Source organism: Oligoflexus sp. (assembly GCF_035638955.1).
Classification (GTDB): domain Bacteria; phylum Bdellovibrionota_B; class Oligoflexia; order Oligoflexales; family Oligoflexaceae; genus Oligoflexus.
The window spans coordinates 21,149-33,896 of the sequence record NZ_DASQYZ010000077.1; the positions used below are offsets into that span (position 1 = coordinate 21,149).

Annotated in this window: 10 protein-coding genes; 7 read left to right on the plus strand and 3 right to left on the minus strand. The window is 52.4% G+C overall.

All coding sequences use genetic code 11. The features are described 5' to 3' along the window. Positions 1 to 64: 64 nt before the first annotated feature. Positions 65 to 1,300 (minus strand): methyltransferase, encoded by a 1,236-nt coding sequence (locus tag VE954_RS07340; RefSeq protein ID WP_324951199.1) that lies wholly within the window; start codon positions 1,298 to 1,300, stop codon positions 65 to 67. A gap of 321 nt (positions 1,301 to 1,621) precedes the next feature. On the opposite strand from VE954_RS07340, the gene VE954_RS07345 reads away from it, so the two are divergent. From VE954_RS07345 to VE954_RS07375, 7 genes are all read left to right on the plus strand, one after another. Next, positions 1,622 to 3,265: a biosynthetic peptidoglycan transglycosylase gene (locus VE954_RS07345; RefSeq protein ID WP_324951201.1), complete on the plus strand. Its 1,644-nt coding sequence runs from the start codon at positions 1,622 to 1,624 to the stop codon at positions 3,263 to 3,265. A gap of 82 nt (positions 3,266 to 3,347) precedes the next feature. Continuing rightward, positions 3,348 to 4,631, plus strand: coding sequence for a lytic transglycosylase domain-containing protein (locus VE954_RS07350; protein ID WP_324951203.1), 1,284 nt, complete (start codon positions 3,348 to 3,350; stop codon positions 4,629 to 4,631). A gap of 162 nt (positions 4,632 to 4,793) precedes the next feature. Next, positions 4,794 to 4,946, plus strand: a complete 153-nt coding sequence (locus tag VE954_RS07355; protein WP_324951204.1) for a hypothetical protein — start codon at positions 4,794 to 4,796, stop codon at positions 4,944 to 4,946. Positions 4,947 to 5,215: 269 nt separating this feature from the next. Next, the gene (locus VE954_RS07360) at positions 5,216 to 6,034 is read left to right on the plus strand and encodes a dienelactone hydrolase family protein (RefSeq protein ID WP_324951206.1); all 819 of its coding nucleotides are present in this window, start codon (positions 5,216 to 5,218) and stop codon (positions 6,032 to 6,034) included. Positions 6,035 to 6,250: 216 nt separating this feature from the next. Further along, a complete protein-coding gene (locus VE954_RS07365; protein ID WP_324951208.1) occupies positions 6,251 to 7,804 on the plus strand; it encodes a chitinase in 1,554 nt (517 codons plus the stop codon). A gap of 356 nt (positions 7,805 to 8,160) precedes the next feature. Then, a complete protein-coding gene (locus tag VE954_RS07370) occupies positions 8,161 to 9,759 on the plus strand; it encodes a DUF1592 domain-containing protein (protein ID WP_324951210.1) in 1,599 nt (532 codons plus the stop codon). Between the two features lie 19 nt (positions 9,760 to 9,778). Continuing rightward, entirely contained in the window at positions 9,779 to 11,098 is a 1,320-nt protein-coding gene (locus VE954_RS07375; protein WP_324951211.1) for a DUF1552 domain-containing protein, read from the plus strand. A 14-nt stretch (positions 11,099 to 11,112) separates the two neighbouring features. Here VE954_RS07375 and VE954_RS07380 read toward each other — a convergent pair whose 3' ends face one another. Then, positions 11,113 to 12,018 carry a glycerophosphodiester phosphodiesterase family protein gene (locus VE954_RS07380; RefSeq protein ID WP_324951213.1) on the minus strand — a complete coding sequence of 302 codons (906 nt, stop codon included), beginning with the start codon at positions 12,016 to 12,018 and terminating at the stop codon, positions 11,113 to 11,115. After that, entirely contained in the window at positions 11,999 to 12,637 is a 639-nt protein-coding gene (locus VE954_RS07385; protein WP_324951215.1) for a hypothetical protein, read from the minus strand. Before VE954_RS07385 ends, VE954_RS07380 begins: the two co-directional genes overlap by 20 nt. Between the last annotated feature and the right edge of the window lie 111 nt (positions 12,638 to 12,748).

Consider the following 12,748-nt stretch of genomic DNA (forward strand, 5'->3'; position numbering starts at 1 on the left):
AAATCTCTGTCGGGCTTTTGCACCCCGGATATCGCCATGATGTCGCACGTCAGGAAAAAACTTATCAATTTCCTCGTAGCGCAAAATCTGCGGAAGGACCTGGCGAGAGTTCACTCAAGGCATGGCATAGGCGGCTTCGTAACAGGATGGCATCGGCCTTGGCGATACTGACCGTGGAACTCTTGATTTCGATCCGGTAGGTGAAAGCCAGTTGGCTGGTGTCAGGATCCGTGTATCGATCACGGACCGTGATGTTGGCTTCAATTCCATTGTGAGGGTCACAGGCCATGAATTGCCGCGTAAGACCATTAAGATCATTAGCAAGGCGATGACCGACGGAGGCATCTTCAACCCAGAAACTTAGGTCAAAGGTACGAACCCATTCGCGAGACGGTCGCCGGGACAAAACCTGCGCTTCCTGAATATCGGCAACGTTCAACGACTGAACCTTTTCATAGGCGCGAATTTCTCCGATGCGCTTGAAGGCACCTCCAACGGAAGGCTTGGGGAATGTTTCATGGTCATGACTCGGGATACGATCGCTCGCCTCGGAAGGCAGGCCCATGATGATACGGTTGAACGTTGTGATTTCTTTCTGAATGAAGCCTTCACTGATTTGGTAACCAAGGGCCGTTAAGGCATCTATGCGGAATTGGTCAATGGCTGACGGCTGACCGACCGATGCTGCCGAAACCGAAATGCTATCGATGGAATGGATCGGCAGGTTGGAGACATGGGCGAGGGCCGATAATGTGGGACCTTGTTTACGAAACGAATGACAGCAAGGCATGATCGCCAAAGGACTTCGGCTGGTGATGGCTGCCATGAGCACCCGATCCGAAAGGCTGCCGCAGGCATGGGCCGCGACGAACAAAGTCTTAGGGCCATCCTCAACCGTGACGGCATCGATGCTTCCTTCAACATACTGAACAGAATCTGTAAGATTGGGCCAGTGTTCCGTCATCACCGCAGCTAAAGCATCCGCTGACTTTGGACGCTTGATGTCCACTGCGACAGCTGTTCGAAGGAGCGGCACCTCACTCGTCCTTGCCAGAAGAACAAGGATCCACGCCAGCAGTCCGTGACCTGCTGCGAGGTCAGCGATATGAAGATTTTTCGGAAACGCTTTGTGCACGATATTGGCCATTTGCCAGCACTCATGCAGTTCCTTTTGCGGAAGCATTCCGGCTCGGCAGACCACCTTCGCGAGTTCGGCAAAGAGAGGCGGCTCCACATCTGTGAAACGACCTGCATCAACTGCCTTGAGCTTCCGTCGTGAATTCAGGCTGATCGCACGCATTCTTCTCTTCTTCATTGCTATGCAAAATTAGCGCAGGTAAGTCCTGATACCAATGCCATGATTCAGGGTCAACCCGGGCCCCCTTGGGTCTATCCCAATACCTTAATGGAGTCGACTTCCGCTAGGCGAACCTTGTCAAAAAATTTGACAGCTGCGGGCTTTCCAACAATGAACCTGATAAACTGCACAGGAAACTCATACGCTGCAAAGCTCTAACGTTCTGATCTTCAGTCATTTTTTCCCGGACCGCTGGCGCGATCCTGAGGGGATGAGATTTGCAGAATGGACGGGGCGTTCGTGGACCTGTTGCCTAGGTGGTTTATGACAGTCGATGCTGGAAAGTCCTCGCCCGTATCAAAATCCAAAAAAATTATTCTCAGTATCGGGGCTGTGATCGTCCTGGTGCTGCTCGTCCTCATCGCGGCTTCCCAGGAACTTGAAAAACGTCTGGTGTCGGCTGTTGAAGCAAGACTGGCGCAAATCGAAGGCCTGTCTTTTAAAATAGGTCACATCTCAATGGACCTGGCCGGCGTTCATATCGATCAGATAACAATTCGGCCCGCGGGACAGGAAGACGGGTTCGGACTTCTTCTCAGCGGTGTCCAGGCAAAACCCAACCTTGCAGCCTTGATCCGTGGGTCGGTGCAGGTGGATCAGCTGACCATCAACCAGGCAGCGGTGCTTCCCCATCTCAAGCCAGCTTTAAGCAGCATCGAAGCCTCGATTCAGCCTATGAAAGATTCCGGCCTCGCGCTTCATTTCAAAGGTCAGTCCAATCCAGGTCAACTGTCAGGAACGATTGAACTGGACCAACAGCCCTCACTCGTTCACATGCGCGGCGCCATCCAAGGCGAGGGTCTCCATTTTTTTCACCCGAAGATAGCCAGCCTGCCACTGGATAATATCCACGCCAGCCTCAAGTTTGCTGGTCTTTACGATAAAGCCAACGCCAGGCTGCAGATTGATGAAGTCAAATTAAGTACCCAAGGCCTGGACGGGATCCTATCGGGTCAGATCGAGCAGATTAAAACCAAACCGCGTCTGGTGCTGGCACTCATCATTCCGACTGTTCCTTGCCAGACACTCTTCAACGCTCTGCCCCAGGGATTGATCCCTGACCTGCAAGGTTTTCAGCTTGCGGGAAATTTTGCGGCAGAATACAAGCTCGCGATAGATTTTGACAAGCTGCAGGAAACCCAGCTGACCGGTTATCGTGGCTTTCGTGATTGCCAGACGACCGAAGCTCCATCTCATCTGAGCCAAAAACATCTGTTAGGCAGCTTTGAGCATAGGACCCGATTGGAGGTTGGGATCAACCAGACCTTTCAGGTGGGACCGCAAAACCCTCATTACGTCCCATTCACCCAATTTTCCGATGCACTCCGCGGTGCTTTCATCGCGACCGAGGATATCTCTTTTTTCCAACATCACGGCTTTGTGCCCGAATCGCTTTCCCTGGCTATCGGTCAAAATCTTTTGGAAAATCGCTTTGCCATGGGCGGCTCGACGATCACCATGCAAATGGTCAAAAATGTTTTTCTGAGCCATGAAAAGACGCTATCACGCAAGATTCAAGAGCTCTTCCTGACGGATTATGCCGAGCGTACTCTCGGCAAGGAACGTATTCTCGAAATTTATCTTAATGTGATTGAATTCGGGCCAGGAATCTTCGGCATAGGTTCCGCCGCGGAGCACTACTTCCGCAAGCGGGCCGCCGACCTGAGCCCGCTGGAATCTGTTTATCTGGCTTCGATTATCTATAGCCCCAGGCGTCACTTCGGTTCCTACTGCCGGGGCAATGTATCCAAGGAATGGGACAAGCGTTTGCGCCAGCTGCTTCAGCTTATGTATGATAAAGAGCTGATCGGCGAAGACGATTTCGTGACAAGCCAGAGCCAGTCCATCGCTTTCCGCAGTCCTCCCATGGGCTGCCATAAAAATATTGAGGTTCCATTGAAACCTTAGAATGATGTTCGCTGCTCGATTGTAAAGACCTTTTGCTGCTGTTGCTGTTGATAAACTTCTGAGTTGATTGCGGGTGCATACAATGTTTGAACTGAATCTCAAGGCTTGCCGCCGCGCGGCCACACATCGATTTATCGTCTGTCTTTTTCTGGCCTTCGGTTACTTCCTGTCGCCGGCCCTCCAGGCTCAAGGGCAGCCCGATACACGCAAAATGGAGCCCTGTGAGATCAAGTTCGTTCAGAAGATCAAGGATGCAGAAATCCATCATATCCTTTGCCCGGAGCCGTCCGTTGAGGATATTCCACTGACAGGTGATTTTTCCATTCCGCCCTCGCTTTTTGCTCGGGTTCGCTTTTGGCATCAGGTCTTTGTGCAGCTTTCTGTGAAAGATTATGTCATCCATGTGAGCGACCATCCTCATATCGTCCTGGAAGTCGTGCGTTTTCCCTGGCTCAACGCTCTCGGCACGATCGATAGTCGAGCCCGGAACATTCTGAAAGCCCGTCAACGGCACTACAAAGAGATTTTCAGACGCATGGATCAGGGTAAAACCCTGGCCAGCGAGCATATCGAGGCCGCGCGGCTGAGCACTGCGCTCAAAGCGATCCCCGGCAAGTCTAGGATGGCTACCCTTGATCTTCGCAATCAAAAAGGGCAGCGGGAGCTCATGCATAAGGGGCTGGAGAATTCTTCGCTCTACCTCACGCACATTGAGCAGGAATTCAAAACCCGATCCATCCCCCCTGAGCTGGGACTCCTGGCCTTTGTCGAGTCGACTTTCAACATCAAGGCTGTGTCCAAAGTGAAAGCCTCAGGCGTATACCAGATCATGCCGTTTATCGCCCGGCAGTATATGAAGCTGACCGCAGCCATCGACGAGCGCCGCGATCCTATCAAGTCAGCCGCCGTAGCGGCCCAGATTTTAAAGTTCAACTATGAGCTTCTGGGCAGCTGGCCTTTGGCCATAACCGCTTATAATCATGGTCCCTATGGAATCAAACAAGCTGTGAAAAAGGCTCAAAGTAGCGATATCGCGGTTCTGATCGATTCCTACAATGGCCGTGGTTTTGGATTCGCATCACAGAATTTCTACGCCGAGTTTTTAGCGATCCTTTACGCATTGAAACATGCCGACAAGCATTTTCCGGACGCAAAGATTCTAGCCAGCTTGAACTTCAGAAACGAGACACTGGACCGACCCATGCGCATCCGCGATCTGAGCAAGCGTTTTGGTGTCAGCGTGGAAAGCCTGCATGCCCTCAATCCCGACCTGAGTCTCAGTCTCATCAGACAGAACGGGTTGATCCCGCGCAATTTTACGATTAAAATTCCGCTTCTTGCGAATGGCTTTTCCCAGGCGAGGTAAGGCGACTACCTATCCTCATCCTGTTCGCCCAAATTGCCAGCTGCCGAGCCCAAACCCTTGCTGAAATGGACAGCAATTTTCCCTTAATTTTCAGCCATTTAAAGGAATATCTCAAGACCGTCACCCAAACACTCGTTAATGATGTTATAGGAGGTATTCAATATGGGTGACAAAAGTCCCAAAGATCGAGAAAAGAAAAAAAAGCAACATGACAAGCACGCTACCGATGTGAATCGAGTGAAGCAGGAAAAAGCTCAAAAGAAAACGGACACTGTAGAGTCCTCCGTTCAGGAACAGCCTCGCAAAGCAGGCTAGTCTCTATTTTTTAATTGCAGCGCCAGGAATGAACACTGGCGCTGTTTGCGCGTCTGGGCTCCGCGATTCAGCTCGTCCCCCCTCATAACACCGATCTCCACGCAAATCTTCCCCCATCGGACGACTCCAGAAGCAACAGCCGTGGGTGAAATCAAGCTCATGACATCAGCCGAAAGACGGATCGAGGCGACTTAAGGATTGATTGCCGACGCGGGTTTGTGCGAACCTTCTGCGAACGCCATCTGTTCTGCAATATAAGGAGTCCAGACGTGTTTCTCACGACCACTCGTATGATCGCCTGCATAAGCCTTATGGTCAGTAGCGTCGCGTTGAGCGCGAATCGAATTCAAACCGTGACCTATGAAAAGAATGCCGAAGTTTTTGAGGGCCTGCTGGTCTCACCCGAAAACATCAAGCCTCAAACCCCCGCTATTCTCATGATCCATAGCCGCATGGGAGTCACGGCCGAGACCCAGCATCAGGCCGAACGAATGGCCAATCTCGGTTTCATCGTCTTTGCCGCTGATATCTATGGTCGCGACTCTCGCCCCACCACGGTCGAAGAATCGAGAGTGTTGACGACCAAATACCGCAGCGACCGCAAACTGTTCCGCGAGCGTTTGAATCTGGGACTCGACATCTTAAAGCAGCAGGAGCACGTGAACACAGACATGCTCTTTGCCGTAGGATACTGCTTCGGCGGAACCGGTGTGCTTGAACTCGCCCGCAGCGGCGCCGATATTGTGGGAGTTGCCAGTTTCCACGGCGGGCTTGACAGCCCAACTCCCGATGACGGCGCCCAGATTCAAGCCAAGGTTCTGGTTCTGCATGGGGCAGATGATCCGACTGTCAGCGCAACCAACCTTGCTGCGTTTGAGAACGAAATGCGGATGCATAAGGTCGACTGGCAACTTGTGAAATACGGAGGAACTGTACACAGTTTCACAGACAAGAGTGCGGGCAGTGATCCAAGCACAGGCTCCGCTTACAACCCCGTCACAGATCGACGGTCGTTCGAAGCCTTTAAAAACTTCTCGGCCGAGTCGCTGGAACAAACACCTTCGCAGGAACCTTCAACCGGTCTTTGATGGAACCGCCATGTTCGGAACGGGAAAACTCCATGGGTTTTCCCTGCCCCCGCCTCCCCTCAAAGTGAGACTCTCCAAACAGACTAATGGTTTGCGCGCAAGCTCAACGACGTTCTCTCGTCACACTTCTGCCATAATTTCACTCAATCGGCGCCCCTGGCGTCGAATCTGTTTTCCTTGTGGCTCTTGATGTGTACCCCTTGTGCGGAAGTGAACATGAAACCTATTCCATTATCCTTTTGGACTGCTTTTGTCCTGCTCAGTGCCTGCGGCCCTAACCGATCACCGCAGGTGGACAATTCCAGCAAACTTGCCAGCCTCACGATCGAACAATACATCCCTGCTCCCGGTAAGCCCTCCTGGGCGGAGCTGAATGTTCGTTTCGATCAAAAGACGCCGAAGCAGGATGTTCTGGAAAAATCCTTTCCAAAATCCGCTTTTGATGGAGGCAAAGCCGAAGACCTCGCTCTTAAAGTGCCCTATGGTGGCTATACCTTGCGCCTGACCTATGAAGACGACAACGGTAAAATCCTCTATCGCTCCTGTGCCGACCAAGACCAGAAAATCCACGATATCCAGACACCTCAGTACAGCACACAAATTAAAATTTGCCTCGAAGAGGGATCCGTTCCAGGCGGCTCGGTCGAGATCAAGCCAACCAGCGAAGTCACGATCACGCCCGTACCGGGTGATAAGGATAAACCCCAACCTGGCACGCCCGCTCCAACGCCCTCGCCCACCCCAGCTCCTGGCGGTGGAACAGGTGCCAACCTTGGAGCGCGTCTGCTGATTGGTTACTGGCATAACTGGGATATCCCTGAAGTCAAATTCATTCGACTCAAGGATGTGGCCACAGCCTGGGATGTGATTCAGATTGCCTTTGCGGAACCCATCACACCGGGATCGGCGAAGATGAATTTCGTTCCTGATGGGCGCCTGACCAGCACCGAACAGTTTAAATCCGATGTTGCTTTTCTGAAGAGCCAAGGCAAAAAAGTTCTGATTTCCATTGGTGGGGCCAACTCTCATCTTGAACTGAAAACAGACGAGATGAAAAAGGACTTCGTCGAGAGTATGCTCAGCATCATCCAGACCTATGGCTTTGATGGTTTGGACCTCGACCTGGAAGGTGGTTCCTTCACTCTGGCTGCGGGTGACACCGATTTTCGCAATCCCACGACACCTGGCGTCAAGAACATGATTGCAGCCGTTAAGGAACTCCACACTCGCCTCAATGGCAAATTGATTCTGACCATGGCACCGGAGACAGCCTACGTGCAAGGTGGTTATGGTAACTATGTTCAGGCCTGGGGCGCTTACCTGCCCGTCATCCACGGCCTTCGGGACTTGCTGACCTTCATTCATGTTCAGCACTACAACACGGGCTCCATGATCGGCCTGGATGATCGGGCCTATACGCAGGGGACCGCTGATTTTCAGGTGGCCATGGCCGAGATGCTGCTCGCCGGCTTTCCCGTGGGCCGCAATGCCAACGCTGTCTTCCCGCCTCTTAAACCCGAGCAGGTTGCCCTTGGACTTCCTGCAGTTGGTCCTGCGGCCCCAGCCGGTGGTTTCACGTCTGTCGCGGATGTTCAGAAGGCTTTCCTCTACCTGGCCAAAGGACAATCCTTCGGTGGCCAGTACGTGCTTAAGAAACCTTCGGGTTATCCAGCACTGCGGGGACTCATGACCTGGTCCATTAACTGGGATGCGAAGAATAATTTTGAGTTCTCCAGAAATCATCGTGATTTCTTGAACCGCCTGCCGTAATTCAAATAGGGCGGGTCGCGTCGGAATTCTGTTCGAGACGTGACCACCTCTCGCTCGGCTTAGGTGTGAACCAGGAAACCAGGAGGCCGGGCCTTTTTCTCTCAAAGGCTGGTTTTAATTATCAAACCCCAGGTGACCTGAAGTTGGACAATACTTCCCTCCGGTAAAAATTGAAAATTACTTTGTAAACCACTAAAACTGCTAAACAATCCGGCCTTCTCTCTTTAGACTTCACGCCGCTCGCCCCGCTAAAACCACGAACGAATGCCAAAGCCTGCCTGGAATCACAGCGAAAATTCAAATTTTAATTTCTGGCGTTCTAGTTGCATAGGCGCTCTCAAATCCTGAGGTCGCACATGATAAGAATCATCGTTACTCTCGCACTGAGTTTCATGTTGGCAAGCTGCATGAAATGGGATGGAAAAAAGAAATACTTTTCACAGGCCGGCACATCAACGGCCGAAAGCCTGGCCAATGAAGTTCCAACCACCCTGAGGCGCATCACCAAGTCACAGTACCTCAACACGGTGCGTGCAGCACTGGGTGCCGACATTACATCCAGGACCCCTTTACCGGATGACCCGACCAAAGATGAACTCATTGCGATCGCCACACGAGACTCCGTGTTTTCTTTGCGCGATGCGGAACTCTACAGCAATGCCGGCTGGGATATGGCGGGACAGTTTGTGGATTCCCCGACTCTTTTCAGCACACGCTTCGAATGCGCCTGCGGTGACATGACAAAAGCCTGCTTGAGCAAGGGTTTGGATGGAATTGGTCCGGTGCTGTTCCATGGGCAGTTTGAGGATAGCGCATTCTATGGGCAGCTGTTCGACGATGTCCTGGCGAAACTCACCAAAGATGTCGGCGGCCTGACTCCACAGCAAATGAATTGCCAAGGCGTCCGCACAGTCCTGGCCGCGTTGATAGGTTCACCCCGGAGCTTCTACTACGACAATCTCCTGGCTTTTTCAGGCAACCTCGCCACAGATATTCAGAAACAAAAATTTAGTACCAGCCTGGCCAATCAGTTGTCCTACTTCCTTTGGAATAGCCCACCGGATCGCGAGCTGATGAACCTGGCAGAATCAGGGGCTCTTGCAGATCCTGAAGCACGGATCAAACTCATCCGCTCCATGGTCGACAATCCCAACCGATTCAAGGCCGGGATGAAGGCCCTCTTTGATGACTGGTTGGCTATGCATGCGGTGGAAAAAGTGGCCAGCTCGACCAACGCCCAGGAAACAATCGCCAAGGCTGCCTTGGTTGAATTTGATTTCCTGGTCAGCAAGAGCGTCGAAAGCACCGATTTCCTCGGCACTTTTCTGACTTCCAACGCGACCGTTCTCGATGCAAACCTCGCGGCGGTGTACGGCGTCGCCGCCAATGCCACGACCCTGTCGGGCACCGATCGCGCCGGATTTCTGACCCGTTCCGCCTTTCTCCTGCGAGCCGGTACAGGAGCCACGTCGCCAACCAAGCGAGGCCACTATATTCGCGGCCACTTTCTCTGCGAGGACATTCCGCCTCCACCGCCTGGCCTTGATCTGACCAATGGCGTGCCCAATACCGATGATAAATATCAAATTATCAAAGCGCGTCTGGACAACCCCAATTGCAAAGGCTGTCATGCCCAGCTCGATCCTCTCGGTATCGGGCTGGAGGGTTACGGCCCGAATGGACAGACGATAGCCTTCCCCAATATCGCAACCTATCAGTTGGCGGCCAGCGTCTTCGATCAGCCCTATAGCGGTGGCGCCGAGCTGAGCAATCTGCTGGTTAAAAACGAGAAAGTTCTCGCCTGTTTTGCCAAAAACGCTTTGCGCATAGGCCTTGGCAAAAAGGAAACGCCCGAAGAGCAGGAAGCGATTGAAAAAGCTGTTGAAGCGTTTCAGGCCGGCACGAGCAAATCTCTCAATGAACTTATCTTTCACCTTTTAAACGGCATCATGTAAGCCAAGGCAGGAGCACACTATGTTTTTACGGCAAAAAAGACTTGATCGCCGCACAATCATACGCGGCGCCATCAACGGATCCTTGGTCACCCTGAGCCTGCCCCTTCTTGAAATGATGCTGAACGATAACGGCACGGCTCTGGCCCAAGGTCAGGAAATACCCAAAAGATTTGTCCTCTTCTTTTTTGGGGCTGGCGTTTCCAACGATTTCTTCCCGACGGCCTTTGGCAACACCTGGCAAATGACCACGCCTTTGCAGGCCCTCGCCGCTCATAAGGCTCAAATCAATATCATGTCTAACGTGTCGGTTCCCAATCGTGGCCTGGACCCTCATGCCACCAAATACTTTATGCAGCTTTCCGGCAGCAGCCCGCGTACGGAAGCTCATTCCTATGCAACGCTGGATCAGTACATTGCGGAGAAGATTTCCGCGAAGCAAACCTATAAATCGGTCCAGCTGCGGATCAGTAATTCAACCGATTCCGATGGCATCGTCGAGCGATCGGATATCCTTTCCTATCAAAGGATTCCCGGACAGACTGGACTTGTGCCCCTGCCGCCCGAGATTGATCCTGCGGCGGCATTCAACCGCATTTTTGGTGGTGTTCCTGACAAGCGGGAGTTCATGGCCAAAATGCTGATGATAAATGCATTGAAGGAAGACAGCAAAAGACTGATGTCCGTGGTCGGCAAAAACGACAAGTATATCATCGATGAATTCCTGGGTCGGATCAACGATATTGGCAAGGTGATCGACGACAAATACAACAGCACCTGTGATCCCAATGCAATCAGGGTTCCAGCCAAGGTCGACGTTAATAGTTTGGATGAACGCATGCAGTTGATGTCAGCGATCACCACGCATATGTTTCAATGCGATTTAACCCGCGTTGTTTCCATTCTGCATTCGGCGCCGGCCAGCAGCCAGATTTACCCAACGATCGACCCGGTCAATCATCATCATGAACTGACACATCGCAGTGATGCCGTGAAAGTTTCCGGTATTTCCGGAATTATTATGAGTCACCTGGGTATGCTCGTCTCATCGCTCGCCAATGCTGTTGAAGGGGATCATAAACTCCTGCAGCAGACTTTGGTCTACGCGATTTCCGAGGAAACCTTTCCCTTCCACCGCTTCACACGCGTGCCGATTATCATGATTGGTGGTGCTGGCAATACGGCCTTCAAGACGGGTTATCACGTTGATGCCGCGGCTTCCACGCCGGTACGATCTGCGTTGACAGCCTTGAAGGCGCTCAATATTGATCCGACGGATTGGTCGCATGATGATACGACCATTACGAATAAAGCCACGGGGCATTATGCCGAACTGTTTTAAGGCCGTGTCAGCATTTATGGCTTCTTTGTGACAATGGGGCCAATGAGTTCGATTTTATTGGTCATGATGAACTCGAAGCCTTGCTGCTGAGCCCAGATCAGGTCCTCTGGGCTATCCACCTCAGAAACTCCAACCTGACTCCCATGGCCCTGCAGTCGCTTCTGAAAGCGATCCGGCCAGCCCCAGATCAGGTCGGTGACGCTGATGCCGGAGAGCCAGCTGTGCAGGATTCCAAGATCCTGATGCAGGGGAATGAAGAATCGCGTATCGCGACATCCTTCGGGCACATAGCCGCTCCAACCCAGGACTATGTATTTTGATAAGCATCGCCTCGTGCCGGAGCCTTGCCAGATCGCTTCGGGGGTACCCAATTCATGGAAGCGTTGTCGAAATGCGGGCGGAAACTCCACGAGGACACGGGAGCGTACACTCTCGTCAAACGTTCCAAGTTCCTTCAGGAGAAGTTCCTGGGTCCGCGTGTGAGGATCCTTCACGTTAACAAGGAGACTCTTGCTGGTCTGATCGCGCAGGAGGCTGACAACTTCAATGAATGTTGGCATAAGGCCGCGGCCTTTCCCTCGAAAAGGAAATGTTTTCCCTCCATCTGCAGTATAGCCATAGCCCACATCCAAATTTTTCATATAAGACCAGGTTTGCTGATCCGTGACACAGGTTTTCTCCTGGCTGCATTGGCAACCATTCTCGCAGCGTGCCTCCGTCCGACAATCCAGAGTCCAATCGTGAAAGACGACCAGCCGCTCGCCATCAGGATCCGATGGTGCTGTAGGATGGACGTCGATTTCCACGGTATCGGCCCCGAGCTCAAAGGCTCGCAGGATAGAGGATACTGTGTTTTCGAGATATTCATGTTCAGGGGGCACGGATTGGAGGGCTGTGCAGCTATCGGCGGTAAGATTCACTTTGGAAAAACCCTGGTGAACCCCGCGATGGGCCACCAAGGTCAGAGATAAAGCGGAAGACGAGACCAGGCAACTGAGGAATATCAGGAAGTGCATCCGTGTGAGTCCCCGGGCCACACAGGCCCTCTTTCAGATCAGCGCAGGCCGTCGATGGCTCAGTTGCAACCGGTGCAGGTGCCCAGTGTGCCGGCAAATTTGCCTGCGGTGATAAAGTACGCAACGTCCGTTCCGTTCGTCTGTCGGCGTAATTACCGAAGACAGCTATACCGTTCAATGTCAAACCGATGATCTGACCCGATACTGTGGTCGTGGAGGCTGCCTTGGTCGCCGCAACAGGGACGGTCATGGCAATGGACTGAGCCGAGAGTGTGCTTGGGTTGGTGCCTCGACCGGTAGCGGTGAGAGTCTGATAGCAGGCATGGGTGCTGCCGAAATAAGCGGTTTTATAATCAGGCTGACTATCTGTGGTAACCGTGACATTGGATCCGGATTTGGTCAACGTGACCCGACAGGAAAACTTCAGCCAGTAGCCGGAAAGACCCTGGGCGGTGCGGGATGCTTCGCAGGAGCTGGTGTCACGGGTTAAAAGCGAACAGCCATAGGTATTGATAGGCTGCATAACAAAAAGTCCACAGGAGATTATTTTTTCACAGGTCATTGGGTGATGTTGCCGGGCCCAGGTCTGAGTACGATATTTGTTTTCAGCAGGCGAGCCTTGATTGACAGAAAA

What these genes read in the sequence shown, in the direction of transcription:
- VE954_RS07340 (WP_324951199.1), bottom strand. Translation starts at nt 1,300, where the DNA reads ATGCGTGCGATCAGCCTGAATTCACGACGGAAGCTCAAGGCAGTTGAT.
- VE954_RS07370 (WP_324951210.1), top strand. Translation starts at nt 8,161, where the DNA reads ATGATAAGAATCATCGTTACTCTCGCACTGAGTTTCATGTTGGCAAGC.
- VE954_RS07375 (WP_324951211.1), top strand. Translation starts at nt 9,779, where the DNA reads ATGTTTTTACGGCAAAAAAGACTTGATCGCCGCACAATCATACGCGGC.
- VE954_RS07355 (WP_324951204.1), top strand. Translation starts at nt 4,794, where the DNA reads ATGGGTGACAAAAGTCCCAAAGATCGAGAAAAGAAAAAAAAGCAACAT.
- VE954_RS07350 (WP_324951203.1), top strand. Translation starts at nt 3,348, where the DNA reads ATGTTTGAACTGAATCTCAAGGCTTGCCGCCGCGCGGCCACACATCGA.
- VE954_RS07385 (WP_324951215.1), bottom strand. Translation starts at nt 12,637, where the DNA reads ATGCAGCCTATCAATACCTATGGCTGTTCGCTTTTAACCCGTGACACC.
- VE954_RS07365 (WP_324951208.1), top strand. Translation starts at nt 6,251, where the DNA reads ATGAAACCTATTCCATTATCCTTTTGGACTGCTTTTGTCCTGCTCAGT.
- VE954_RS07345 (WP_324951201.1), top strand. Translation starts at nt 1,622, where the DNA reads ATGACAGTCGATGCTGGAAAGTCCTCGCCCGTATCAAAATCCAAAAAA.